Source organism: Maridesulfovibrio salinus (assembly GCF_055394525.1).
On record NZ_AP042461.1, the window covers coordinates 3,767,559 to 3,793,194 of the forward strand.

Below are 25,636 nucleotides of genomic sequence, written 5' to 3' on the forward strand. Positions count from 1 at the left end.
GTTTGCATAAATTGAGGTGAGAGAAACTTTCAGGGAAAAAAATTCCCGGAGATAATTATGTCTGATTACACCTCAGGTAATATAAATTTCGCCGGACTCGGCTCTGGAACAGACTTCAATCAGATGATTGACGGTCTGATCAAGCTCGAACGCGTCCACATCAATAGACTTGAAAGCTGGAAATCCACCTGGGAAGCAAAGGTAGAAAAGTTCAAGGAGCTCGATACTGCGCTCCTTTCCATGCAGACAACACTCAAGTCCATGGACACCCTTGACGAATTTATGACCAAGGCGGTGACTACCTCAGACTCCGACACCCTCACAGCCTCTGCAACAAGTTCCGCCCTCGTCACAAGCCACGCTATAGAAATCAACCAGCTGGCCCAAAACGATATCACTGTCACCGCTTCGGGAACTTCGGAAATAACCGACTCAATTTTCAGTTCCACCGGAACATTTACTTTTTCCTATCAGGGCGAATCTGTCACGCTCAGCAACATTCCTGCCGGAACCACTCTGCAGGGATTCGTGAATATGGTTAACGCCCACGCTGACAGCAGGGACAAAATCAGAGCAACGACCATTTATGATGGAACGAGCCATCACCTCCAGATTTACGGTCTCGACCTTGGTGCTGACAGCCAGCTTTTAATTTCCAATACCAACGGAATGATCTTCTCCAACACCAGCTTTCTGGAAACTCAGAATGCCCAGAACTCCCAGATCAAGGTAGACGGCTTTCCTCCCGGAGCATCAGACTGGATCGAAAGGGACACCAACTCCATTAGTGACGTTGTTGACGGTATAACCATGAACCTGAAGAAGACTACTTCTCCGGGCTCAACCATTAATATAGGTGTCACCGTTGACAACGAGGGCATGAAGGAGAATGTCCAAAAATTCGTTGATCAGAACAACACCATACGCCAGATGATCAAGGATCTCACCGATGTAGAGACGAGTTCCGATAAGGCCGAAGGGTCCATCCTTACTGGTAACTATGGCGTTGAACTGCTGGTGGGACAGCGACTCAAGGACATCATATCCAGCAAGGGGCTCGGCTTTGACTGGTACTCGGAAAGCGGAGGAACAACCTCAGGCGATAAATACTCCGCCCTTGCTCAGGTGGGAATCCTGACCAATGCCGACTCCGGCGGTGCCAACATGGGTCTTCTTGAACTTGATACAGACGAGCTGAACAAGGCCCTTGAAGACGATCCCATGGCCGTTGCCAAACTTTTCTCCGCCAACTACCTCGGAAAAAGTGCATCGCCCAACGTGCAGTACATGTCTCACATTTCCGGAGTAACCAAGCCGGGAGAATACAACGTTCAATACGAAGTTTCCGGTGGAAAACTGGTATCAGCCACCATCAATGGTGAAGCAGCACTAGTAAATGCCAGCACATGGGAAATTACCGGTAACGGCGGAACAGACGCGGCCGGTATGTCCATACGTGTCGAAAATCGCTCAGACGGAACTTTCGGCAATTCAAACGATGACGCCGCAGACGCTATCAAGGTTTTCCTGCAACTCGGCAAATCAGGCGAACTGGTCAGTGCCCTTGACGACATAACCGGCGAAGAAGGCCCCCTCAATATTCTTCAGGACAACTACGACACAATCATGAGGAATATTGACAAGAAAATTGAGCGGGAAGAACGCAGGGTCGAAAACAAAGAAAGAATGCTCAAAGACCGCTATTCAAGGCTCGACACCCTTCTCGGGCAGTATCAGCGCCAGTCCACATCACTGGTTTCAAGCATCAATGAATTGAGCAAACAGTAATTAATTAAAAAATAATTAAAATTTCCTCTAAGGTTTTTAAAAAACCATACCGATGAGTAAGTCAGGAGGATCAATTATATGCAAAGAGCAGCACAAGCTTATCTCTCAACTCAGGTACATACCACCTCAAAAGGTGAACTTCTGATCATGCTTTACGATGCGGCCATCAAGTTCATGAAGCAGGCCAAAGTAAAGATCGAGGAAAAAGACTACGCCGCAAAGGGGATTCTCATCTCCAAGGCGATTGAGGTTATCTCTGAGCTTACTTCCAGCCTGAACAAGGAAAAGGGTGGTGAACTGGCGCAGAATCTCAGTCAGTTATACCTTTTCTGCAACACCCAGTTGCTGCAGGCCAACCTCAAGATGGATACCCAGAAACTTGATGATGTAATCAAGATCATTGATGGTATCGCCTCCGCATACAGGGAAATCATCCCGACAGTGGAAGCACAGGAAGCGGCTCCTCTTGAGACCCAGTCCTCTCCAAACAGCGGCAGCGTGAATGTAAACCGCAGTTTTGCAGACACCAGACCAGTGGGAGCCATGCCCCCTCCGGGCCAGCCATTGACCGCGCCAAACAGTTTAAGACTGAAAAAGGCGGCAAACGCCTACGGCTCAGTGTAATGAGCAAATCCTCCTGCTGAATTTAAAAACAACAAAGCCTTCGCCATGCGGGGGCTTTTGTTTTGCCTTCCTTACATTTCTTTACTTCCGACACCTAATCTGTCATTTATTTCAATCATGATGGATTCCAGAATCAAAGTGCTTCATGTTGCCCCTTCACTTGGATTGGGGGGCACTGAAAAAGTGATGCAATCCCTTGTCTGCAATCTGGACAAGACTAAATTTGACCCCGCTGTTTACTCACCTGTCAACGGTCCGCGGGGAAAACTTCTTCGCGATTCCGGAATTACGACTTTCATCGGAATGGACCTGTTCAGTCTCCTTGAAAAATTCCGTCCGCAAATTGTGCACCTGCACCGGGCGGGCTGGGCCGAACCGGGAAGTCTGCGTCCATACAGACTCGCCCAGATCCCGGTTCTGGTTGAAACCAACGTATTCGGACATCATGATCCTAGCCCCGAATGCAGACTTATTGACCGCCATCTGTTCGTATCCCGTTTCTGCGCCTCACGTTTTGAAAAAGTCAATTCCATCAAGCCCGTTCCACCGAAATATTCAGTCCTTTACAATCCCGTTGACACGGACTTCTTCCTCAAAGAATGTCCCAAGGACCGCAATTTTCCACCAAACTCATTCGGACGAATATCTCGCGCGGATAAGGGAAAATGGTCCAGTCTCGCGTATAATTTTCTACCTGAGCTTATGAAGAATGTTGTTCAAAAAAAGCTTCAGCCTTTTTCATACCGCATAATCGGCGGGATTCCCGAGGCTGAAAATTTTGTCAGGGAAAAAGGACTGTCAGAATTCGTGCAATTCCTGCCCCCGATACTGACTGACATGGAACTGGCTGAATTTATGAATTCAATATCTTTTCTGGCCCACGCAAATGACACAGGTGAATCCTTCGGACTGGTCATCGCAGAAGCCATGGCCGCCGGACTGCCGGTTGTCACCCACCCCAGTGAAGGTATGCGTGACAATGCCCAACTGGAACTTGTCGAGGACGGAGTGACGGGCATTGTAGCCCGAAACACAAAAGAATATGCCCAAGCTGTCCGTTTCCTGCTGACCCACCCTCTGGAAGCAAGAGTCATGGGTGAAAATGGCAGAAAAAAGGCTTCAAGTTTATACAGAGACCGTGACATTGCCGAAAAACTGGGCGATATATATTTCGAATTACTGCAGGTGAAAGGCATAATCTGAGAACTAAAGGCCTACCACGCCCTTAGACACCGGTATTCTTTTTTAGGATTAACAATTGAAACACATGCCTTTCAGGACAGCAGAATCATCAGGAATATTTCTTTCAAAGAAAATGAACGTCCTGCAAATCTATTTTAACAACATATAATTTAATTTTCACCCTCTCTCGCATGGTATACAAGCAGGGGCTGGAAATTACGTGATAACAATCGAAAACTCACTAATGAGACACCCATTTGAAATTTACTCCAGACAGATTCTGTCATTCAGACTGGATGGACTGAATCATAAGGAAGATTTCACTCCCGGCGATAATGCCGAATCCACGGCCTTGAAGCACCTGCAATTTGCTGGAAAAAGAAAGGCGAAGTCAGTTGTTCTTTTCGGTATTACCGATGCACAACTGGCTAAAGCTTTTGCTCTTAATAAACCGGGCGACACGGAACTCATTATCTGTGATCTCTACCCGGGTCACGTCCGTGAACTTTCCGATAACCTTGAAGAATTATACTGTTCAAATACAGGTTGCTACCTGCTTACCGACTCGTCAATCTGGTCTATAACTTTGCTGCTGGTCCAAAACGGTTACAAAGGCAAAGACTGCCACCTCGTTTTAAATCCTGACCTGAAAGGCAAGGCCAAAACAGTTCACAGGAACCTGCAAAGACTTTTTTCCGGCATAAAAGAACATCCCCTCCCCGACACAGGAAATTTACCGCTTATCTCGGCAGGAGCCATATTGAGCCCTGAAGAACCGGATGTTGAAGATTACATAAACAGTCTGCCGGAATGGCTGCATGAAATAGTCATAATATGGGATTGTCCCGAAAATTACAGCTATCCACGGTTGACTCATCCCCGGGGAGTGACAATCATAAATAAAGCCCACCCACTCGCCGCTGACTTTGGAAGCCAGAGGAACCGGATGCTTGAAGCATGCACAGGTGAATGGGTGGTCTATCTGGATGCGGACGAACGCCTTGAACAGGAAAACTGGGAAAAACTGCGTAAAGCAACTCTTATAAAAGACTGTGAAGGCTGGTATTTTCCACGGCTTACTTTCTATCCGGACCCAAAGCATGTCCGGACCGGTTACGGATTATGGCCGGACCTGCAACTCCGTTTTTTTAAAAATACCGGAAAATTACAATTCAAAAACAAGATTCACGAACAACTAGACGGAATCATTGGAAATGCGGGGATATTACCGTCAATTCCGATTCACCATCTGACCCATCTGCTCAAAAGCAGAGAGAAAATTGAAGGCAAACTCCATGCCTTCAATGAAGCATCTGAAGGCAGATATACTCACCGATTAGGAGAAGAATTTCCGTATCTTGAACGAAATATTCTGTATCCGGAACACTGCAGTTCCCTTCCGGCCCTGATTCTGCCCAAATTCAAACTGCAATAACAAACATGAACAATTGGCATTGCCTAACAGTATAAAATTTATTAGGTCTGTCCAAAATATTCCGACAACAATTTCCAAGGATTCAATATGAAAGTTATTTGTCCCGAGTGCAATTTCAGCAGTGAGATTCCGGAGGATAAAATCCCCGCCAACGCCCAGCTTGCCACCTGTCCCAAATGCGGGATCAAGTTCCAGTTTCGCGAACTGCCTCCGGTGGAAGAGCAGGCCGAAAGCGGCCCGGAAAACGTCCCTTATGAGGATGGATCATACCAGACACCGGAAAGCACTGATTCACATCCAGCATATCAGGATCACGGCATGCAGTCCTACGGGACTGAGGAAGCTCAGCATACCCCTGAGCAGAATCAGGCCGATTCTCTTGCCGGAGAACAGCAATACTCCGGAGAACACAACCGCGACTATTCTCAGGAACAGCATTCATACACTCACGAAAATGCGGAAGCAGATGAGCGACCCCATGTTCAAGATGCTGAATTACATCAGAATTATGCAGAAAGAACCCCGGAAGACACCACAGAAAAAGGTGACATCTGGCAGCGGCTTGATTCCATGCGTCCGGATAATGACAATGAAATTCCTGCCCCTGCAAAAAATTCAGATGCCGAGAATGAAGTCCCCTTTGAGAATCTTGAAAAGTACGGCTTTTTCCCCGGACTGTTTCTGACAATCAAAAAAATACTTCTCTCGCCAGCTGCATTCTTCAAGGACATGGAACTGACTGGCTTCATCAAGCCACTGATCTTTTTCATCCTGATCGTAGAGTTCAGTCAAATATGCAGTTTCATCTGGACTACAGCAGGAATTCTGGCTCCTATTGACGCCGATGTCACAAGGCAGATCGGTTCTTCCCTGCTCTCCAATCCCACCCAGTCCCCAACAATGCTGGCGGTGATGTCGCTGATCATCTACCCGATAGCCATGGGCGGGCTGCTCTTTCCGACCGCGGCCTTCACCCACGTGATGCTGATGATCTTCGGAGCCGGGGAAAAAGGCTATCAAGCCACCTTCAGGGTAGCAGCATATTCTGCAGCCCCATTGGTACTTTGTGTCGTGCCTATTATTGGAGACGCTGTGGGAGCCTTGATAAGCATTGCGATATCGATAATAGCTTACAAAAGCATACACAACACTTCATACATGAGAGTTGTGCTTTCAATTGTAATGCCTGTTGTGCTATTATTGGTCATTCTCGGCTTCTATATGAACTTCAGCCAGCCGACAATCTAACGATTCTTTCCGGGGATAATGTATGTTTGGATGGATTAACGGACTGATTCACAATGCCAAAGAGCGCATCAGAATCGCAAAAGAGATTACTCCCAGAAGCTTTCGCTCCATGGCACGGGAGATATCTGAACTAGCAGATGCATGCTCGCAGGTCTGTTCACCTGAAAGTGATATGCTGACCAAGGTGGAAAAAATAAAACGTGAAATGGTTCAGTTGACAGAACTTACCCATCAACCGGAATTCAGAAAACTGTCTGTACAGCGTAAGCTGGAGTTGCGGCAAAGCCTGCTCCAATCAAAAGAACAGATACTGGAATCCATGCAGGATTCTCCATCACCCACAAAACTTATTCAATAAGCAAAGGCGGCTCCAAAATGGGGCCGCCTTTTTTGTTTCCCCGGCAACCGGTTTAGAACCGGAACAGATTAAAAACAGAACTGCCCACTGCCGGATGTCCGGATACAGGAAAACCTAACGTATTATTCCATCTTGGAGTCTGTCCTAGCCGAATTGCATTTCACCTTTCCACGGCATGGAAATTGCTGTATTTTGAACACACAGAACTGTTTGTCAATTTACAGACACCGAGCGTAAAAACCTATCACCCGTTAAATAATATGAAAAAAATTTTGCTGATATTTTTCCTGATGTTGTCGGCCTGCACCCATTTTGAACCGCAGATTGCCACTCAATCAGTTTATTACGAAGATACGGATGTGCAGCTGTCTCAGCTGATGGTTTATTCCAGACCGGAAAAGCCCCACTACGGTCCCCTTTCCGCGCTTTTTTACCCCTTTCATGTAACCCAGACCATGCATAAATCCAGTGACTGGGGAAGACAGATCGCCAAAGGAATCTGGCAGAACTGGACCAGTCTGCAGATTTTCCCGTCAATGGTATATGATGACACTCTGGCCTATCGGGGTCTTGAGGATGCTCTTTTCACTGCCCGCTCACGCGGCTACGACCTTCTGGTGGTAGGTACGGTTCCCTATCTCTACCTGGGCCACACCATGGATGATTCAGCACTCACAGTTCAAGTCAAAATTTACGAGACCAAGCGCGGGCAGATGGTGTGCTCATTCGAGCAGTCCGGCCGTGTCGAGAAAAAGATGGATGACGATTTCATAGTGGTCAAGCGCCAGCACCGTATGCCGGATTCAGCCTTTTACAAAATAGTTCAGGCAATTGCCACTGACATGGCCGTTCCTCTTACTTCATGGGCCAGATATGAAAAAAATAAACAGGGAATGATTGCTGCCCTGAAGCCCAAAATGATCGAGATGGAAGCTCCGCCAGCAGTGGAGCAGCAAAACTTCAGCCAGCAGACTCAGGACACGCCCACTACACGCATGTCACAGAAAGCACCGGAACAGAAAGCTCCGGAAGCGGATAAACCCAAACCCCGCTCCATCAACCTTGCAGTTCAGTTCGACACGGACTCCTCTGTCATCAAGCCTGAATCATATGGCCTGCTGAACGAACTGGGTAAAGCACTGATCAGTGACAGGCTTAAAGGCAAACGCATCCTCATTGCGGGCCATACAGACTCAGATGCTTCCGAGGAATACAACCTGAAACTCAGCAAGGACCGGGCCCGGTCAGTCAAGAAGTACCTGACCGACAACTTTCCGATCCCGGCTGCCCGTATCAGCACAACCGGATTTGGAGAATCCGTTCCGCTGGTCCCGAACACGACTAAGTACAATAAGCTGCTCAACAGACGGGTTCAGGTTTCAATTGCACCTTAAGCTATCTCACCGGAACATATTTACAGTTACAGGGCCTTCCGCGGAAGGCCCTCAGATTGCGGAGAAAGCACCATCCGCGTTATTACCGCAAAACGCAAAAACTTACCTATGACTAAACAATCTTCTATCCAGTCTCATTGGCTCCTTGCATCTGATACTGTTCTCAACAGGCTATATTTTTAAGATTGCCTGCCATTGCATGAAATATATCTGACTAGGTGATTCTAGCACTTCCCCCCTGCCACAACCAAATCTTCATCAGCCGCCAATATTCAGGATGATTTCCCGTCATACTCTGTTTTACCCAGAAACAGCGGTCAATACCTTGAATCTTAGAGCAATATTTTCAATTTAATTGAGTCTGTTCATTACTATTTTTACCCCCTAATCAGCATTTACCAACTTTATATCCGGATAATAGCTCTGACGCTGCTCGGCACTCCCTACTCATCAAGGAGGTATTTTAGCTGGCAAGAGCATTACCCTCTGTTTATCCTTTTTAATTTATTTCTTACTTTTCGGGTACTTAATTCACCTCAAACTTATACTTATTTTGGTCTTTTCCCCTAGGCCCATTTGTGTTACTCCAAACTTCGCATTCTGTTACGCATAACCGATTGTTCACCTGACTTGACGTTTGATAAATAGTAATTATTATCCCTTTTCGTCCCTCAGGGAACACATCGTTTCAAACCGATAGCCTGGCGCGATTTCGCAGCTAGGGAGGACTTTATTAAATGATTGGTATTTCTAAACTTTACTGTGGCGCGGTAGAATCTTCCGATGCCCTGCGCTACGGACGTGAATCCGGAAAACTGCCTTCCCACCTTCTTCAGTTTTCCAAAGATAAAAAACCTGTTGTTGTCTGGAACATGACCAGACGCTGCAACCTGAAGTGTGTTCACTGTTACGCCCAGGCTGTTGATCCGGACGGTAAAGACGAAATTTCCACTTCACAGGCTAAAGAGATCATTGACGATCTCGCAGCATTCGGCGCACCTGTGATGCTCTTTTCCGGTGGTGAACCACTTGTTCGCAAGGATCTTGTAGAGCTTGCCAAATACGCAACCAGCAAAGGCATGCGCGCAGTTATCTCCACCAACGGAACTCTCATCACCAAGGAAAAAGCCCGCGAACTCAAAGACGTCGGCCTCTCCTATGTTGGAATTTCTCTCGATGGAACCGAAGAGACCCACGATAAATTCCGCGGTATTTCCGGTTCATACAAGAAAGCCCTGCAAGGCGTTGAAAACTGTAAGGCCGAGGGTCTCAAAGTAGGTCTGCGTTTCACTATCAACAAGCGCAACTGGACTGAAGTACCCTCAATCTTTCAGGTACTGCGCGACCTTGAAGTTCCCAGAGCATGTTTCTACCATCTCGTATATTCCGGACGCGGCTCAGAGCTCATCAAGGAAGACCTGACCCATGCGGAAACCCGTCAGCTTCTCGACCTGATCATGGACGAGACCAAAGCTCTCTACGATGCTGGCATGCCCAAGGAAATCCTCACCGTGGATAACCACGCTGACGGTGTTTATGTATACCAGCGCCTGCTCAAGGAAGACCCCGAGCGCGCCAAAGAAGTGCTTGAACTGCTGCAGTTCAACGAAGGCAACAACTCCGGCCGCGGAATCGGCTGTATCTCCTGGGACGGTCAGGTTCACGCTGACCAGTTCTGGCGCAACCATACCTTCGGTAATGTTCTGGAACGTCCTTTCTCTGAAATCTGGACTGACGAAAACATCGAACTCCTGCACAAGCTCAAGGACAAAAAACAGCATGTCGGCGGTCGCTGCGCAGAATGCCGTTACCTCAACATCTGTGGCGGTAACTTCCGTGCCCGCGCGGAAGCGTACTACGATGACATCTGGGCTCAGGACCCGGCATGTTACCTCACCGATGAGGAAATCAAAAAAGACTAGGGTCACTGTTTTGAAACGATACTCAAAGCAGTCGTCCTGTCGACGATAAATATTCCAAATCCCGGCGGGCTTCCACGAAGCACGCCGGGATTTGTTGTCTATAGCCGGATGTTTTGCCAATATGGCCTCCGGCGGCCCTGCGGGGCTGGAATTTTGATGCGCTGCGCGCTTTTGTTATGAAAGATTTCGCCTCCGGCGTCCAAAGTGGATAATCCCCTTTGGAATCCCTAAGGATTTTAATTTTAGGGATTGAATGAACAGACTGCGGGACACAACCGCATATAATTCTAACCGCAGACAAAATCGTTCTGACTAATTTTATAAAACTACCCGGCGAAGCCCTACTAAAAGTTTTTGAAGAGTCCAGAGAAACTTTTTTAAAAGTTTCTTTGGCCCTCGGAGAGGCCCCCGGAGGGACCGCCGGTAGGCTAGCCGAAGGCAAAAGGAAGGTCTAAAGATGGTATTTGACTTCCATAGGGGACGCAGACTGAGACGTACCCCGGTAATTCGTGATCTGGTGCGCGAGACCACTCTTTCCGCCAATGATCTGATGATGCCCTACTTCGTCTACGAAACAGACGATGAAAATTTCAAGAAAGAAGTTTCCTCCATGCCCGGCCAGTTTCAGCTCAGCCTGAAACAGCTGGAGCTCAAAGTTGAGGAAGCAATTGCAAACGGCCTGAAAAGCCTGATCCTCTTCGGCATTCCCGCTGAAAAGGACCCCGCCGGAACTCAGGCATATGATGATAACGGCATTGTTCAGCAGGCCGTGCGCATGCTGAAAAAACGCTGGCCCGAACTGCTGGTCGCAACTGACGTCTGCCTGTGCGAATTTACTTCCCACGGACACTGCGGACTGGTTAAGGGCGATGAAATCCTCAATGATGCAACACTGGACCTGCTGGCAAAAACTGCCCTCTCTCACGCCAAAGCAGGTGCGGACATGGTTGCCCCCTCTGACATGATGGACGGGCGAGTCGCTGCCATCCGCGAAATACTGGATGAAAACGGCTTTGAAAACCTGCCCCTCATGTCCTACTCTGTTAAATACGCATCCGCTTACTACGGACCTTTCCGCGAAGCCGCGGAAGGCGCACCCCAGTTCGGTGACCGCAAGACCTACCAGATGGACCCCGCCAACGCCCGGGAAGGACTGCGCGAAGCAGCAGCTGACGTAATCGAGGGCGCGGACATCCTTATGGTAAAACCTGCCGGACCTTATATGGACATTATCCGCCAGACCCGCGACAATTTCGATCTTCCTGTTGCCGCGTATCAGGTCAGCGGTGAGTACTCCATGATCAAGGCCGCTGCGCTTAACGGCTGGGTGGATGAAGAATCCGTGGTCTGGGAATCCCTCATCGGATTCAAAAGGGCCGGAGCGGACCTGATCCTGACCTACTTCACTGAAGACGTACTCAAACGCTTGAAAGAGAAATAATATGAGTGAACAAAAAATATCACATCCCGGCGGACACCCCGGCGGCAAGCCCGGTCATCCCGGTGGCGGTCATCCCGGTGGACACCCGGGTGTTCATCCCATTCCCCAGAAAAATGCTGACGGCTCCCCGCCGCTGCGTCTGATAGCATGGGAGATTACCCGTTCCTGCAACCTCGCCTGCAAGCACTGCAGGGCGGAAGCCCATCCCGAACCTTATCCGGGAGAACTTTCCACCGAGGAAGCAAAAGCCCTTATCGATACCTTTCCCCAAACCGGTGATCCGATCATCATCTTCACCGGCGGTGAACCGCTGCTGCGCCATGATGTTTTCGAACTGGTTTCATATGCCAATGACAAAGGGCTGCGCTGCGTGATGGCTCCGAACGGAACCCTGCTCACTGCAGAGAATTCCGTGAAGCTCAAGGAAGTAGGCATCCAGCGCTGCTCCATCTCTATTGATGCACGGGAAGCGAAATATCACGATGAATTCCGTGGAGAAATCGGAGCATTCGACAAGGCAATGCAGGGTATCCAGTACCTGAAAGATGCCGGAATCGAATTCCAGATCAACACCACCGTTACCCGCAACAACCTGCATATGTTCAAGGACATTTTCCACCTTGCCAAAGAACTGGGTGCATCAGCATGGCATATCTTCCTGCTCGTGCCCACCGGGCGCGCGTCCGAACTCGGCGCGGAAGTAATCTCAGCTGATGAGTATGAAGAAGTCCTCAACTGGTTCTATGACTTCCAGAAAACCACCGACATGCAGCTTAAGGCGACCTGTGCACCCCACTATCACCGCATCCTGCGCCAGCGGGCCAAGGAGGACGGTATCCCGGTCAACTTCGAGAACTTCGGTCTTGACGCTGTAAGCAGAGGATGCCTCGGCGGTGTCGGTTTCTGCTTCATCTCTCACAGAGGACAGGTCCAGCCCTGCGGATACCTTGAGCTCGACTGCGGAAACGTACGGGAGATTCCTTTCCCTGAAATCTGGGCAAAATCCCCTCAGTTCCTGAACCTGCGCAACGCCGAGACCTATGACGGCAAATGCGGTCACTGTGAATACGAAAAGGTCTGTGGCGGCTGCCGTGCCCGAGCCCAGACCATGGAAGACAACTACCTCGGACCGGAGCCACTCTGTTCCTACGAACCCAAGAAAAAGCCCAGGAAGGATAGTTAAATGGACGCAGTAGATAAACAGATACTCGACATAATCCAGTCAGGTTTCCCTATTGCTTCCCGTCCTTACGATGAAATCGGAAAGCAGGTTGGTGTAACTGAAGAGGATGCTCTCTCCCGGGTCAACGCGCTTCGTGAAAGCGGTGTCATCCGCCGTCTTGGAGCAAACTTCGGTTCCCGTGAACTGGGCTGGCATTCAACCCTCTGCGCCGCTAAGGTTCCCGAGGAACAGATCGACAGCTTTGTTGAAGTTGTGAACAGCTACAGCGGAGTGACTCATAACTATCTTCGCGAAAACGATTTCAATATCTGGTTCACTTTCATCGGCCCTGACAAGGAAACCGTTAAAGCCACCCTTGAAGAAATGACCGAGAAAACCGGAATCAAGATACTTTATCTGCCCGCCACCAAAATGTTCAAAATCAAAGTTGATTTTGCCATGACCGGCGACAAGGAGAAAAAATAATGGCAGCCAAGGAAACCATAATTTCCCCGTCACTCCTTTCCTGTGACTTCAGCCGCCTTGCCGATGAACTGAAAGCACTTGAGGAAGCAGGACTCAAGTGGGTCCATCTGGATGTAATGGATGGTAAATTCGTCCCCAACATCACTTTCGGGCCTCCGGTTATCAAGTCCATGCGCAAAGAGTGCAACCTGTTCTTCGACTGTCACCTCATGATTGAGCAGCCGGAACGTTACATTGATGAATTCTGTGATGCCGGAGCGGACCTGCTCTGCATTCACGCAGAATCCACGGTACATCTGGAACGCGCTGTTGCTGCAATTGCCGAAAAGGGAGTTAAGCCCGCTGTAGCTCTGAACCCGGCCACTCCGCTGGAATCAATAAAATATCTGATCCCGCAACTGCACATGGTTCTGATTATGTCTGTTAACCCGGGCTTCGGCGGACAGAAATATATTCCTTTCTGCACTCAGAAAGTGCGGGATCTTCGTGCCATGATTGATGAAATGGGCGCAGAAACCCTGATTCAGCTTGATGGCGGAGTTACCATGGAGAACTGCCGTGAGCTAGTTGAAGCTGGCGCTGATGTGCTTGTTTCAGGTTCCGCTTTCTTCAAGTATCCCCCTTATGCAGAAAGACATAAGATGTTTCTGGAAACCTGTGCCGGGTAACACATTCGAATAATCTCTGAGAGTTCAAAGGAACTTTGAATAAGGTTTCACTGAAATTGGGCTGCGAGGTCAGTTAATAAAATATAAGACCGCAATATCTTTCGATATTGCGGTCTTATTTATTATTATATTTATGAAGAATTAGTTACTTGTTATTACCTTTTCCACCGCCCTTGCCCTTACCGTTTCCTCCGGCATTGGAATTACCCCTGCCGCCGCTGGTGCTGGCTGCGTTGGACTTACCGGAGCCACCGCCACTGGCACCGACACTGCTTCCAGAACTTCCTGCTCCCTCACGGCCTGAATTTCCTCTGCCACCAGAGGCACTACTGTCCTTGGATGACTGAGAGCCTTTACCACCACTTTGAGCCTTCTCAGACGCACGACTCAAACCGATAGACTTCTCGCCTTTCCCCCCGGAAACACCGGGGGTCTTAGAAACACCTGACTTGGTATTACGAGATGTGGCCCGACCGTACTGGTTGGCACTGCCAGTGCTTTTAGAAGTAGCGGTAGAAGTGGCAGCAACTTCTCGTGCTTGTGCCTGCTTCTGGTGACCAAGGCCTAGAGTACTTGGATGTACGCCCAATTCATGTGCAATTTCACCCCAGCCCATACCCTGATCACGCATTGAAGCAATTGATCCGGTATCAACTGCGGCAGCAGCGGATAAGGTTTCATCTGCTGCAGATTTTGCGGCTTCAAAATCTCCGCGAGCAGTCTCAAGTCCAGCCTCGGCAGTTGCAAGACTATCATTGGCTGCGGCAAGATCGGTTTCAGCTGCTTCTAAATCATTTGTTGCAGTATCCAAAGCGGATGTTGCTGCGGCAAGGTCAGCTTCAGCTGCGGCAAGAGCGTCAGGGTCTTCAGCTTCATTAGCAGCATCAATAGCTTCATTAGCGGCTGCAATATCAGCGTTGGCTGTTTCCACAGCTTCATTGGCTTCAGCAACCGCATCATTGGCTGCTCCGGCATCAACGACTGCAGCATCAAGATTCTCTTGTGCATTATCAAGTTCGGCTTGTGCACCAGCTACCTCTGCTTCTGCTTCTGCAATAGCATCGCCAAAAGCATCTGCTTTGGCTTCAGCATCAGCAGCAGCAAGGGCTTCAGCTTTTGCTGCCTGTGCCGGATTTGCAAATGAAGGCGCTTCAGGTTCTTCCGCTGTCGGATCAGTCGCAGGATCGGTCGCAGGATCGGTCGCAGGATCGGTCGCAGGATCAGTTGGAGACACAACATCCTGTGCAAAGGAGACAGGCACAATCATTGCCAGACAAATAAGAATGGCAACAGACAAACAAACAACTTTTTCAATAAACTTTTTCATAGACTCCTCCCTCCCCTAGTTTACTACAGTAATAAACTGTATGGATTCGTCCAGCCTGTAAGTCTTTCCATCTCGAATAATTTCCTCAGCAACACCGAACCAACTGACCGGCATTCTCGCTGGGTCAAAATCAGGATGCCCACCAAGGATATAATCACGCACGGCCTTAGCCCTTTCCTTTGCAAGATTATCATCACCGTTCACGTAGGCTACGATGTGAAATTTGAGTTTTTTGTTCTCTTCCATCATCGCCGCGATAACATGTAAGGAACTCTTGCTTTCCAAATCAGAGTCAACTTTTCCTGGTTTGAATTTAATTGACTTCAAAGTAACATTACGCGTGCCAAATATAAAATTACGATAAGTAAAATCACCTAGCATATTAAGCTTTTGCGTAGCCCTCATAGCCAAAGAACCGTCTGGGTAATACTCAAGAAACTTTTTCAAGGCTTTAACCGCCTCTTGTGTCTTACCCTGTCTATCTAGAATATCAGCACGGTTATAAAGTGCTTCAGGGTTGTATTCATCCAGTTTGATTACTTTATCGTAAAGGACCAATGCTTCAGGAAGTTTTCCAGAATCAAGATAACTGTGCGCAAGGTAAAGATTGGCTGAGATGTGGTCAGGATCTAATTTAAGAACCTTCCGGTAGGAAGCACGCTCTTTATCGAACTGTTTTAATGCCCAGTAGTTAACTCCTACCCAGAACAGGTATTCGCTATTATCAGGAGCAAATTCAGCTGATTTCGTTGTGTAAGGAAGTGCTTTTTTCGGTTTCTTAAGAGCTAAATAGTAACGTCCTACATAATATGCAGCGTCTGCATCTTCCGGGTTACTTTGCAACTCTTCATTTAAAGCCTTGATCCCTTCTTTGTATTTCTGATTATTCAAATAGTAAGGACCAGACATTTTTGCACACCCGGTAAAGAACACCGAGAAACAAAGTATAACAATAAAAAACAGTCTATTCACCACTAACTCCTTGACTGAAGCTGTGTGTTTTGACCCCCTAAAAAAAATTCCTTCTACGTATATACAACTACGTAGAAGGAATTTACAATTCTTTATATAGATTAATTTTATAACATAAAGACCACTACCTGTATTAATCCGATAATGAAACCGAGTATTCCGCCAATTACTTCAATAAATTTAAACTCTTTCTTCATAATAGAAAAAAGTATTGACTCCAACTGCTCCATAGAAAAACATTCCACTTTATCCTGAACAATACATTTGAAATCAAGCTTGCATTCCAACTGTGCGGAAGTCGTTTCAATGAGCCTGGGAAGCATTTCATCTAGCTCTTTGGAAAGCATTCCCTTGACGGTCTTCATGGTTTCATCGTTGAGAAACATGCCGACCATAGGATGCAGAGAAGTCAGTTTCTCGCGAAAAAACACATCCAGATATTCAAGAACAACATCCTTATGCTTGTCGATAAAATCCGGATCATGAATTACATTTTTGATATCAGTGTGTGAAATCAGTTCCCTTTCAATCATCTCTCCAAGCCGAAGAGCCAGTTCTTTCTGACGCTTTGGAAAGATCCCCTGAATTGTAAAGGGGCCGATCTTTATTGGTTTGTGAGGATGGAAAAGCATCTTCACTGCCAGAAAGTTTGTAAACCAGCCGATAAGTGCACAAATAACCGGAGAAAGTAAGAGCTTTGTTGTAATCATTTTATTTTTTAATCCCTGCTTGTATTCAATATAATCACACTCAATGAAAGTGCGGAGTAATACTTGTCTAAAAACGCAAAAAGTGCAAGTTAATCATTACACCTGCGCATCAACAGTTAACCAGAATGCAACATGACGCTCCTGAATGTAACCTTCGCGTAAAAAAACACTTGATTAGTTGCATAATCAGCGTAGGATGACCCTCGCATATATTGGGGGGATTAATCACCGGAGGGGAGTAGTGAACAGTTTTCCTGATACTGAAAGTATGCTTGAAGAGTACAACAGACTCAAGAAAGCATATGAAGACCTGCGACTTAAAGTCGAAGAAAAATGCCCGGAGTGCGGCCAGACCAGGTTCAAGCAACTCTTTGATAACGCGGCTTCCGCAATAGCCGTGCTGGATGAGTACGGCCAGGCGATTTTTACCAACTCGGCTTTTAAAGAAATCACGGGCTACTCAAGCGCCGAGACTAAAGGTTCGCCCATCTACAAAATTCTTGTCCCTGAAAATGACCACGAAGGACAGGAATACTTTAAAAGCCTGGTCTGCAATCCAGACACCCGCTCAAATCTCAGCATACCGATTTTAGACAAACATCAGGAATACCGCTTCGTAGATTTAAGCGTCTCCACAAGTATTGATAACAGCTCTGTCCCGGGAAGCTGCATCTGTATCTTTAATGATATGACCAGCGAGCGCGAGCATGAAATGCGCCGTGAGGAACTCATAGAAGAGCTTATGGAAGCCAAGGAGCTGCAGGAAGACAATGCTGCTCAACTGGCAATGCTGCTTCATGAACTGGACATAAAGAATCTGGAACTTGAAAAAGAAATCGCAGAGAGAAAAAAAGCTGAAGAGAAACTGCGAGAGAGTGAAGAGCGATTCAAAAATCTGAGCATTACCGACCAATTGACCGGGCTGTACAATCGTAGACATATGGTCGAAGTTGCAGAACGAGAAGTCAGATACAGCAAAGACGGCACAAGAGACCTCAGCTTCATCCTCATGGATCTGGATGATTTCAAGATGTACAATGACAACTACGGGCACGCTGCAGGTGACGTTGTGCTCAGCCGTGTCGGCTCTATCATAAGGGAAACAATCGATTACACGGACATGGCTTTCAGGTATGGCGGTGAGGAATTTTTGATTATCCTGCCCGGTGCTGACGCTTCAAAGGCTTTAAAAATGGCAGAAAAGATCAGGCAGGCTGTTTCCGCTGAGAAATACTACCCAAAAGGAAACGACCCGGTAAAGAAAACCATGAGCATCGGTGTTGCCCAATATCTTCCCGGCGAAGAGCTGGAATCCGTTCTCAAGCGGGCTGACGACAATATGTACAAGTCCAAGATACGGGGCAAAAACAAAGTCTACTTTTCCTGTGAAACCGGAGACAGCTGCTTTATCTGAACCGGGCCTCAACACATTTCCCTAGAGTGTTCACCGCAAAACATGAAATTTCCTGAAAGAATTCAAACTGATAATTCTCAACTGACCGGATACGCCCTTCTGATAAAACAGAAGAAGCTCTTATTCCTGACGCTATGCTAGTGAACCATCAAGCAGGCCGCCGTTTAAAGAGAAACACGTTCAGCTTCAAATAAAGCATCATCAAGCGAGCCTCTCCCCCATGCTTTCACCCACTTCTCAGAATTCAATTTATTCTTTGAGCCCTGATTCTATTTTCCGTTAGCCTCGACAATTCTCGCCAGATCCTTTTCAAGATCCATGAAGACAGCTTCAACTCCCGAATTCATAGCCGCAATCAGATCACCGGCCCCAGTCCCGTCAACTGAAATTTCACGACTGAAATCACGTGAATAGATTATCGGCATATCAGGACTGCTGTTGTCCAGAAGGAAGAATTGCATATTCAACACGGCCTTTGGCTGGTCACCTGAATAATCCCCGTAAATGGAATTAACCACTCCTTCAAGCAGATATTCTCCGGTTCCCATACTTTCCGGGCCTAGAACATTCCTGAAAAGCCTTGAATCCGTCATCCAGCCCCGCAGTTCCTGTGTAATTAGTGCAGCAGGCGGAATAAAGAATGAGTTGTAGTAATCGGACTCAAACATGTTCTTGCCGGTTTTATATACCAGATCGCGGTCCTCGTAACGGGGTGAAACCTTCACCCTGCGGACAACGAGATTCTTACCGGACTTGATTTTCGCAACAGGTATGCTGCTCCGCTCGATATCAAGAGTGAAATACTTACGGTCAAGAGAAGGACGGTCAAGCTTGACGCATCCGGCTGATAGAATTCCGGCAACCAGAAGAACTATCAGAAAAATCGGACTCTTCAAAGACTCTGCCTTAAAAATATATCGCATTTTCATCTCCATTATTTCACCTGCCCTTTCTTGGGTGGATCACCGAACAGGACACCTGAAGGATATTGCCTGGCTTCACTGCTGAGTTCACGAAGGTTTTCCACCAGCCTGCGGACGTTATCCAGAATCGCTTCAATGTTGCCCTGCTGCCCAGCCACGGTCATGTTCACCCGTGACAGTGCACTTTCAAAACGGACCGCTGCCCCCTTGATCCTGTCAGAAGCCTCACTTATGTTATCAAGTGTCTTAGACAGGTTGGCCATAGTTACTTTGGTCTGATTGCTGCTGATATATTTCTCAACCCCGCCGGTCACATTTTTCGCACTGGCGGAAGCAATGCGGATATCCCGCATGGCGGCAATTATATCACCTGAAGAGTTCTCCATTACTTTACGCATGTTACGGGCGGAGGCAGCCACATCCGGCATTAGAGTATCTACTTCCGGCGCAGCCAGCAGCTGATTCAGCCGGGCCATGAACTTTTCAGCCTCGGTCAGGGTTCCGGTCAGCCTTTTACTGATTTCTCCCGTATCCGAATTTGCAAGGAATTTTTCCATGCTTTGTGCCACAGCCCTGACATCACCAATAGCATCGGCAATGTTGGCTTTATTGATGTCTTCCAGAGTTTCGCTGATGGAAGCAACAGCACCTTCAACCCTGCTCAGGATGGACGGCGCAGACGGAACATACAGATGCTTGGGTTTCCAGTTGATCTCAGGCGGCGGATTCTTCGCGGGATCAACGTAATCAATTTCCAGAAAAAGCTGTCCGGTAAGTCCCAGTGAAACCGGACGGGCCCTGAGCCCCCTTTGCACCTCACGGTCCAGATAGCGGGCGATCTCCGAATGTTCTTTAGGTTTAAACATTTCGTGATTGAGATCCCCAAGCACATATACATAACGAAGTTCAGTTTCCCCGATAGGTACATAGTGATCCATCACAAAACCGATCTCAGTGACTGAACCGATTTTCACACCACGGAACTTGATTGGCGACCCCACCTCAAGCCCGTTCACGGACTCATTCAGGTATGTTTCCAATTTGATGGAATTCTCAAAAATCTTTCCAGCACCCAACACTGCAAGGATTGAAACCAACAGCATTGTACCTGTAATTATGAACAGTCCCACTCGGAACGGATTGGTTTTGCGACTCATATATTCACCGTATCCATATTATTTTTCATGGATAAATCTTTTTCACTTCCGGATTGGGGCTCACGCAGAAAAAAACTGCGTACAATCGGATGATCGGAGTTATCCCGAAGTTCCCTCGGATCACCTTCGGCAATGATTCCTTTGGTACTCTTATCAAGCATGATTACCCGGTCGGCAATGGAAAAAATGGATTGCAGTTCATGGGTGACGATAACGAAGGTAACTCCCAGAGAACGTGACAAGCTGCGTATAAGCTCATCAAGCTCGGCGGAAGTCACCGGGTCAAGCCCGGCCGAGGGTTCATCAAGAAACAGTATTTTCGGGTCCAGAGCCATAGCCCTCGCAATTGCACCCCGCTTAAGCATCCCGCCGGAAAGCTCTGACGGCATCTTGTCGGCAGATGACTCAAGCCCCACCAGTGAAAGCTTCATTCTAGCGGTATAGTCCATGGCCTCACGGGGCATGGAAGTAAATTCCTCTAATGGCAGGCGCACATTTTCCAGCAGGGTCATGGAACCGAAAAGAGCTCCCATCTGGTACATAACCCCGATGCGCTGCAGAATCTCCAGTCTTTTGTCTCCCCATGCGGACCCGATATCGTCACCATCAATCAGTATCTCGCCTGTGGCCGGAGGATAAAGGCCGATCATGTGTTTCAAAACGGTACTTTTACCACATCCGGAACCGCCGAGGATTATGAAGATTTCCCCTTTACGCACATCAAAACTTATATCGTCAATGACAAATGTTTCTCCGTAAGCGCAGGTCAGGTTGCTGACGTTTATTATGCTTTTGCCGTTTTCATGCACGCTCATATTCCCGCCAGAAAAAATATCACGGCAAAAATACCGTCAAAAACAGCAATGAGGATTATGCCGCTTACCACGGCACTCGTAGTTGAATCACCGACAGCGCTTGCACCGGATCTGGTTACCAGCCCCCGCTGACAGCCGATCCCGGCCACCAGAAAACTGAAAATAACCGCCTTGAACATACCGCCGCTGAAATCCACCCACTGCACATTCTGAAAAACGCGGCTGCAGTAAGTGGCAAGAGGGTAACCCATAGAAAGCATGACCAGCGCTCCACCGACGAGAGACATGAAATTAAAAAAAAGTGTGAGCAGCGGAGTGACGAACACAGTAGCGAGTACCCTTGGCAGTACAAGAAAATTGACCGGATTAAGCCCCATTGTATTCAGGGCATCCAGTTCCTCGTTCACCTTCATGGTCCCTATTTCAGCGGCAAAGGCGGAACCGGTTCGGCCTGCAAGCAGGATAGCCGTTACCATCGGCCCAAGCTCTCGAAACATCACCAGACCAAGCATATTGGGAACAAAAATTTCGGCTCCGAAACGCATAAGAGAAACAGCGGACTGGAAGGACATGATCAGGCCCATGAGAAAACCGATCAGCAGGATTATGGGCAGTCCGTCGACGCCCACCTTTTCACATGTAAGCCAGAAATCAGGCCAGCGCAGCCTGTTGCGCATGGTGGCGGTATCAAGAGCAGCAAGTACACAGTTACCTGTAAACTCTATCTGTGCCCGCATATCAGCAGCCACAGCCTGACCGGATACACCTACAGATGTAATCCACCCTTTTAATCCGCCCTGCCCCTTCTTTTTGTCGACAGGGGGAGCTGATTTATCCACGTCAAACAGATCAAGAAATTTTCCCAGTTCCGGCTTCAAGCCTTTTACGGTCAGTTCTCTGCCATTCTCCCGAGAAAGCACCTGCATCATCATGAAGAGAGAAGCTCCGCCTCCGTCAAGATAAGTAAGTCCGGAGCAGTCCACTTCGCGCACTCCTCCAGAGACAGCCGAACGAGCCTGATCCCAAACATCTCCCGCACCTTCAGCATCGAGATGTCCGGTAAGTTTCAGCCCCTGTCCCGACCGGGAGATTTGCACCGAACCAGTCGCCATTTATTTCCCATCCATATCTTCTGTGTTCATCCCACTGATTTAACAGGACACACCATGAATGGGAAGTATTTATATATACAGTCCCCTCTGATCACCACATTTGTGATAAAATCTGCAAGATCTCGTCAGTCAAAAATGAGGCAGGAAATCTGTGGGCCAACAGGTTATGGATCAACACTCAACACATAACTTTCGGACACATACCTAATGGGATTGCTATTAACCCCGCAAATTGATGCTTACCAAAAAAGCAGCCCGCAGCATCTTTAATGCTGCGGGCTGTCTGAGTTACTGCTGTAAATCCTGCAATGAACATTTTACCGGCATTAACGGGCCGGACTCTGTAGCCGTATTTTCCATCAGGCTCAGCCTACGGGATCAATTATACTATGCAATCCAGTCGTCATCTTCAGCGATGGGAGCAAATCCGCGACGCATAGTGTTTTCGCAGACCAGTCTCGGGTCCATGAACTGCAGCAGGTAATCGGGGCCACCTGACTTGGAGCCGACTCCGGACATTTTGAACCCACCAAAAGCATGCCTTTCAACCAGAGCACCTACACTGGGCTTGTTCAGGTAGAGGTTACCAACACGGAATTCGCGGGAAGCAAGCTCAAGATGTTTAGGACTTCTGGAATAGACCGCTCCGGTAAGTGCAAACTTCGTGGAGTTGGCAATATCGATCGCTTCGTCAAAGTCCTTGGCGCGCATCACTGAAAGGACAGGGCCGAAGACCTCTTCCTGGGCGATGCGGTGATCCTTTTTAATTCCCTCAACGATAAGCATGGGAGCATAACAACCTTTCTCCCGTAACTCGGCGGGCACTTCACGCTTAACCACGACCTGCCCTTCAGACTCCGCTACTTTGCAGTATTCAAGAACATTCTTCTGGGCTGATTTATCCACAACCGGGCCCATATAGTTGGCCGGGTTCTCAGCGGGGCCGAGTTTCACGGACTGTGCCGCTTCCTTGAGGCGGTGGATAAAACGGTCATAAATCGGGTCGAGAACAATCACCCGTGAACATGCGGAGCACTTCTGCCCCTGAAAACCGAAAGCGGCATAAAGAACACCCAGCACAGCTTCATCAAGATCAGCGTCATCATCGATGATGATGGCATTCTTGCCGCCCATTTCAGCGATAACCTTCTTGCACTGCTCCTGTCCGGGATGGACCTTGGCGGCTCGTTCCTGAATACGCAGGCCAACTTCCATGGAGCCGGTGAAAGCAATCACGGAAATATCCGGATGATCGACAAGATGGTCGCCCATCACTGAACCGCGGCCGGGAATATAGTTGAAGACACCATCGGGAAGTCCGGCGGCTTTGAACATATCGACCAGTCCGTGACCGATGGCAGAGGAGATTCCGGCAGGCTTGTAGACAACCGGGCATCCTGAAACAATTGCCGCAGAAACCATGCCCACACTGATGGCAAAAGGAAAGTTCCACGGAGCGATAACCGCCGCGACACCCTTGCCCTGATAAAAATACTGGGAAAATTCACCGGGAGCCTTACCCATTCTTCTGGGCTCGCCAAGGCGGATCATTTCACGGGCGTAGTATTCCATGAAGTCAATTGCCTCGCCCACGTCAGCCTGAGCCTGATCCCACTGCTTGCCGACCTCGAGAACCTGCAACGCCGCAAGGTCATAGACATTCTCTTTGCAGTAGTGCGCGGCCTTGAGAAGATATTCCGCCCGCTCGCGGGGAGAAACATTCCGCCAGTCCAGGTAGGCCTCTTTAGCCACGGCAACGGCATTATCAACTTCTGCCACGCCGGCCTGGCAGACTGAACCGACTATCTCGGAAGTATCAGCGGGATTGTAGGTGTCGAGAGTATCATCGGTGGTTACATCCTTACCGCCGATATAGAGAGGATAGCGCTGCCCGAAATTACTGCGAATCTTTTCAATAGCTTTTGGAAAAGCCTCCCTTTCTTCTCTGATGGTAAAATCAGATGGAGCAAAGTTGATGAATCTGGGCAGCTCACCTTCAGCAGGTTCGGGAGCCTTTTTAGGAGGTTTCGCGGCAAGCTCACGCTCAAGGGTCTTTTCCGGATTCTCAAGCAGAATGTCGACGTCAGCCTCATCAGCAAAGGTCTGTTTAAGGAATGACTCGTTCGCAGTGTTTTCCAGCAGCCTGCGGACAAGGTAAGCCATACCGGGAATAAGATCACCGTAGGGGCAGTAGAGACGTACACGTTTGGCAACATTTTTGAGGCCTTTACGCACCGGCTCAGCCATACCGTAGAGAACCTGAAATTCATACTTCTCGTCAGGAACATTCAGGGCGTTGGCCATTTCCATTACAGCGGAGATTGAGCGGATGTTGTGGGAAGCACAGGCATAGTGGCAGATATCGTGGTTTTCAAGAATCATCTTGGAGACACGTTCAAAAGCCATATCCGATTCAGGCTTACGGGTATATACGGGAACAGGCCAGTCATTCTGCTTGGCGATTACTGTTTCGAAATCCCAGTAGGCTCCCTTAACCAGACGGATGGAGATGGGAAGATTCTCTTCCTTCGCCCACTCGATCAAACCGGAAACGTCATCATCAACACTCTTGAGGTAAGCCTGAAAAACAATTCCGAGATGGGGGTAATCAGAATATTTCTTGCGCAGCCTCTTGTACATTTCAACGGTAGGCTCCTTGTATTTGAGAGCTTCCATATCAATACACATAAAACCGCCCATGCTCATCACTTTCTGATAGATAGGCTCGATGTTGGCCATCATGCCTTCAACGGTTCCTTCAAGATCCACAGGTTTGGACTGGGAGTAAAAGGCCGAGGGCTTAACAGCAACATTGATCTTGGGAGCATGCCCCCAGTCCAGATCACCACCGGTGGCAAGACCGTCCCACTTCTTGTATTCCTTTTCGATTGCGTTGAGGACTTCAAGATATCCGTCACGGTAGGCATCCGCTTCTTCAGCGGAAACAGTGGCTTCACCAAGCAGATCAAGGACAAAGGCAAAACCGTCCTTGCGCAGCTTCTTGATACCTTTAACAGCTTCTTTGGACTGCTGGCCTATAATGAACTGGCGGGCCATACCTTCAATATTGGCCCGGATAGTTTTATTGAGAACCTTGGCTACAAGGCCACCTCCTATTCCGGTTTTACTGGCTCCCCATTTGAGTACATCAGGGATATTGCAATCGTCACCGGCGAAGTATTCTTCAATATGTCTTGAAAGGGATTCGGAGGTATTGAGGTAAGGCAGAACGTCAACAAAACGGAACATCTGGACCTTAAAGTCCTCGTTCTGCATTGCCCAGTCCATTACTTTTCCGGTCCACCAGCCCTTATTGAAAACTGAGGGTGCCTCGCCGGATATGGAGTCGAAAAACTGTTTCCCGCGCTCGATAATCTGAGTGTCGAGGGTGGAGACTTCTACATTCATACCTGCCTCTCCTTGATTTTTAATGGTTCTTCAAAAAAGTTTTTTGCAGACCGATCAAAAACCACCCCTACGTCCGGACCGGGAGGCCTG

At 48.3% G+C, this 25,636-nt stretch carries 21 protein-coding genes; 13 read left to right on the plus strand and 8 right to left on the minus strand.

Features of this window, described 5'->3' with window-relative positions:
- Positions 1 to 57: 57 nt before the first annotated feature.
- The 12 genes from fliD to rpe all read left to right on the plus strand — a co-directional run bounded on the left by fliD (position 58) and on the right by rpe (position 13,708).
- On the plus strand, positions 58 to 1,788 hold the full coding sequence (gene fliD, locus ACZ5PW_RS17305; protein ID WP_464556004.1) for a flagellar filament capping protein FliD: 1,731 nt from the start codon (positions 58 to 60) through the stop codon (positions 1,786 to 1,788).
- A 78-nt stretch (positions 1,789 to 1,866) separates the two neighbouring features.
- Positions 1,867 to 2,412, plus strand: a complete 546-nt coding sequence (gene fliS / locus ACZ5PW_RS17310) for a flagellar export chaperone FliS (protein ID WP_464556005.1) — start codon at positions 1,867 to 1,869, stop codon at positions 2,410 to 2,412.
- A gap of 117 nt (positions 2,413 to 2,529) precedes the next feature.
- Positions 2,530 to 3,615 (plus strand): glycosyltransferase family 4 protein, encoded by a 1,086-nt coding sequence (locus ACZ5PW_RS17315; protein WP_464556008.1) that lies wholly within the window; start codon positions 2,530 to 2,532, stop codon positions 3,613 to 3,615.
- 199 nt (positions 3,616 to 3,814) lie between these two features.
- Positions 3,815 to 5,029, plus strand: a complete 1,215-nt coding sequence (locus ACZ5PW_RS17320) for a glycosyltransferase (protein WP_464556010.1) — start codon at positions 3,815 to 3,817, stop codon at positions 5,027 to 5,029.
- A gap of 87 nt (positions 5,030 to 5,116) precedes the next feature.
- A complete protein-coding gene (locus ACZ5PW_RS17325) occupies positions 5,117 to 6,277 on the plus strand; it encodes a YIP1 family protein (protein WP_464556014.1) in 1,161 nt (386 codons plus the stop codon).
- A 22-nt stretch (positions 6,278 to 6,299) separates the two neighbouring features.
- Positions 6,300 to 6,635, plus strand: coding sequence for a hypothetical protein (locus ACZ5PW_RS17330; RefSeq protein WP_464556017.1), 336 nt, complete (start codon positions 6,300 to 6,302; stop codon positions 6,633 to 6,635).
- A 260-nt stretch (positions 6,636 to 6,895) separates the two neighbouring features.
- Entirely contained in the window at positions 6,896 to 8,029 is a 1,134-nt protein-coding gene (locus ACZ5PW_RS17335; protein ID WP_464556019.1) for an OmpA family protein, read from the plus strand.
- A 737-nt stretch (positions 8,030 to 8,766) separates the two neighbouring features.
- Entirely contained in the window at positions 8,767 to 9,951 is a 1,185-nt protein-coding gene (gene ahbC, locus ACZ5PW_RS17340) for a 12,18-didecarboxysiroheme deacetylase (protein ID WP_464556020.1), read from the plus strand.
- Between the two features lie 457 nt (positions 9,952 to 10,408).
- Complete coding sequence (gene hemB, locus ACZ5PW_RS17345; protein ID WP_464556022.1) at positions 10,409 to 11,392, plus strand: porphobilinogen synthase; 984 nt, start codon at positions 10,409 to 10,411, stop codon at positions 11,390 to 11,392.
- Between the two features lies 1 nt (position 11,393).
- A complete protein-coding gene (ahbD, locus tag ACZ5PW_RS17350; protein WP_464556023.1) occupies positions 11,394 to 12,575 on the plus strand; it encodes a heme b synthase in 1,182 nt (393 codons plus the stop codon).
- Complete coding sequence (gene ahbA / locus ACZ5PW_RS17355; protein ID WP_464556025.1) at positions 12,576 to 13,040, plus strand: siroheme decarboxylase subunit alpha; 465 nt, start codon at positions 12,576 to 12,578, stop codon at positions 13,038 to 13,040. It begins immediately after the preceding gene.
- The gene (gene rpe / locus ACZ5PW_RS17360; protein WP_464556026.1) at positions 13,040 to 13,708 is read left to right on the plus strand and encodes a ribulose-phosphate 3-epimerase; all 669 of its coding nucleotides are present in this window, start codon (positions 13,040 to 13,042) and stop codon (positions 13,706 to 13,708) included. Before ahbA ends, rpe begins: the two co-directional genes overlap by 1 nt.
- 145 nt (positions 13,709 to 13,853) lie before the next feature.
- Here rpe and ACZ5PW_RS17365 read toward each other — a convergent pair whose 3' ends face one another.
- The 3 genes from ACZ5PW_RS17365 to ACZ5PW_RS17375 all read right to left on the minus strand — a co-directional run bounded on the left by ACZ5PW_RS17365 (position 13,854) and on the right by ACZ5PW_RS17375 (position 16,717).
- A complete protein-coding gene (locus ACZ5PW_RS17365; RefSeq protein ID WP_464556029.1) occupies positions 13,854 to 15,035 on the minus strand; it encodes a hypothetical protein in 1,182 nt (393 codons plus the stop codon).
- 15 nt (positions 15,036 to 15,050) lie between these two features.
- The gene (locus ACZ5PW_RS17370) at positions 15,051 to 16,007 is read right to left on the minus strand and encodes a tetratricopeptide repeat protein (RefSeq protein WP_464556032.1); all 957 of its coding nucleotides are present in this window, start codon (positions 16,005 to 16,007) and stop codon (positions 15,051 to 15,053) included.
- Between the two features lie 107 nt (positions 16,008 to 16,114).
- Positions 16,115 to 16,717: a DUF445 domain-containing protein gene (locus ACZ5PW_RS17375; protein ID WP_464556034.1), complete on the minus strand. Its 603-nt coding sequence runs from the start codon at positions 16,715 to 16,717 to the stop codon at positions 16,115 to 16,117.
- A gap of 241 nt (positions 16,718 to 16,958) precedes the next feature.
- Between ACZ5PW_RS17375 and ACZ5PW_RS17380 the strand changes: the two genes are divergently transcribed.
- Positions 16,959 to 18,131: a sensor domain-containing diguanylate cyclase gene (locus tag ACZ5PW_RS17380; protein WP_464556036.1), complete on the plus strand. Its 1,173-nt coding sequence runs from the start codon at positions 16,959 to 16,961 to the stop codon at positions 18,129 to 18,131.
- A gap of 269 nt (positions 18,132 to 18,400) precedes the next feature.
- On the opposite strand, the gene ACZ5PW_RS17385 is transcribed toward ACZ5PW_RS17380, so the two are convergent.
- The 5 genes from ACZ5PW_RS17385 to ACZ5PW_RS17405 form a co-directional block, all read right to left on the minus strand.
- Entirely contained in the window at positions 18,401 to 19,054 is a 654-nt protein-coding gene (locus ACZ5PW_RS17385; protein ID WP_464556038.1) for an ABC-type transport auxiliary lipoprotein family protein, read from the minus strand.
- Between the two features lie 11 nt (positions 19,055 to 19,065).
- The gene (locus ACZ5PW_RS17390; RefSeq protein WP_464556040.1) at positions 19,066 to 20,211 is read right to left on the minus strand and encodes an MlaD family protein; all 1,146 of its coding nucleotides are present in this window, start codon (positions 20,209 to 20,211) and stop codon (positions 19,066 to 19,068) included.
- Complete coding sequence (locus ACZ5PW_RS17395) at positions 20,208 to 21,026, minus strand: ABC transporter ATP-binding protein (protein ID WP_464556042.1); 819 nt, start codon at positions 21,024 to 21,026, stop codon at positions 20,208 to 20,210. Before ACZ5PW_RS17395 ends, ACZ5PW_RS17390 begins: the two co-directional genes overlap by 4 nt.
- On the minus strand, positions 21,023 to 22,138 hold the full coding sequence (locus ACZ5PW_RS17400) for an ABC transporter permease (protein WP_464556044.1): 1,116 nt from the start codon (positions 22,136 to 22,138) through the stop codon (positions 21,023 to 21,025). The genes ACZ5PW_RS17395 and ACZ5PW_RS17400 overlap by 4 nt, the downstream gene beginning before the upstream one ends.
- A 387-nt stretch (positions 22,139 to 22,525) precedes the next feature.
- Positions 22,526 to 25,546 carry a proline dehydrogenase family protein gene (locus ACZ5PW_RS17405; protein WP_464556045.1) on the minus strand — a complete coding sequence of 1,007 codons (3,021 nt, stop codon included), beginning with the start codon at positions 25,544 to 25,546 and terminating at the stop codon, positions 22,526 to 22,528.
- Positions 25,547 to 25,636: the final 90 nt, after the last annotated feature.

Bases quoted from the DNA above. Each gene is read 5' to 3' on its own strand.
- fliD (WP_464556004.1), top strand. From the start codon at position 58: ATGTCTGATTACACCTCAGGTAATATAAATTTCGCCGGACTCGGCTCT.
- fliS (WP_464556005.1), top strand. From the start codon at position 1,867: ATGCAAAGAGCAGCACAAGCTTATCTCTCAACTCAGGTACATACCACC.
- ACZ5PW_RS17315 (WP_464556008.1), top strand. From the start codon at position 2,530: ATGATGGATTCCAGAATCAAAGTGCTTCATGTTGCCCCTTCACTTGGA.
- ACZ5PW_RS17325 (WP_464556014.1), top strand. From the start codon at position 5,117: ATGAAAGTTATTTGTCCCGAGTGCAATTTCAGCAGTGAGATTCCGGAG.
- ACZ5PW_RS17330 (WP_464556017.1), top strand. From the start codon at position 6,300: ATGTTTGGATGGATTAACGGACTGATTCACAATGCCAAAGAGCGCATC.
- ACZ5PW_RS17335 (WP_464556019.1), top strand. From the start codon at position 6,896: ATGAAAAAAATTTTGCTGATATTTTTCCTGATGTTGTCGGCCTGCACC.
- ahbC (WP_464556020.1), top strand. From the start codon at position 8,767: ATGATTGGTATTTCTAAACTTTACTGTGGCGCGGTAGAATCTTCCGAT.
- hemB (WP_464556022.1), top strand. From the start codon at position 10,409: ATGGTATTTGACTTCCATAGGGGACGCAGACTGAGACGTACCCCGGTA.
- ahbD (WP_464556023.1), top strand. From the start codon at position 11,394: ATGAGTGAACAAAAAATATCACATCCCGGCGGACACCCCGGCGGCAAG.
- ahbA (WP_464556025.1), top strand. From the start codon at position 12,576: ATGGACGCAGTAGATAAACAGATACTCGACATAATCCAGTCAGGTTTC.
- rpe (WP_464556026.1), top strand. From the start codon at position 13,040: ATGGCAGCCAAGGAAACCATAATTTCCCCGTCACTCCTTTCCTGTGAC.
- ACZ5PW_RS17365 (WP_464556029.1), bottom strand. From the start codon at position 15,035: ATGAAAAAGTTTATTGAAAAAGTTGTTTGTTTGTCTGTTGCCATTCTT.
- ACZ5PW_RS17375 (WP_464556034.1), bottom strand. From the start codon at position 16,717: ATGATTACAACAAAGCTCTTACTTTCTCCGGTTATTTGTGCACTTATC.
- ACZ5PW_RS17385 (WP_464556038.1), bottom strand. From the start codon at position 19,054: ATGCGATATATTTTTAAGGCAGAGTCTTTGAAGAGTCCGATTTTTCTG.
- ACZ5PW_RS17390 (WP_464556040.1), bottom strand. From the start codon at position 20,211: ATGAGTCGCAAAACCAATCCGTTCCGAGTGGGACTGTTCATAATTACA.
- ACZ5PW_RS17395 (WP_464556042.1), bottom strand. From the start codon at position 21,026: ATGAGCGTGCATGAAAACGGCAAAAGCATAATAAACGTCAGCAACCTG.
- ACZ5PW_RS17400 (WP_464556044.1), bottom strand. From the start codon at position 22,138: ATGGCGACTGGTTCGGTGCAAATCTCCCGGTCGGGACAGGGGCTGAAA.
- ACZ5PW_RS17405 (WP_464556045.1), bottom strand. From the start codon at position 25,546: ATGAATGTAGAAGTCTCCACCCTCGACACTCAGATTATCGAGCGCGGG.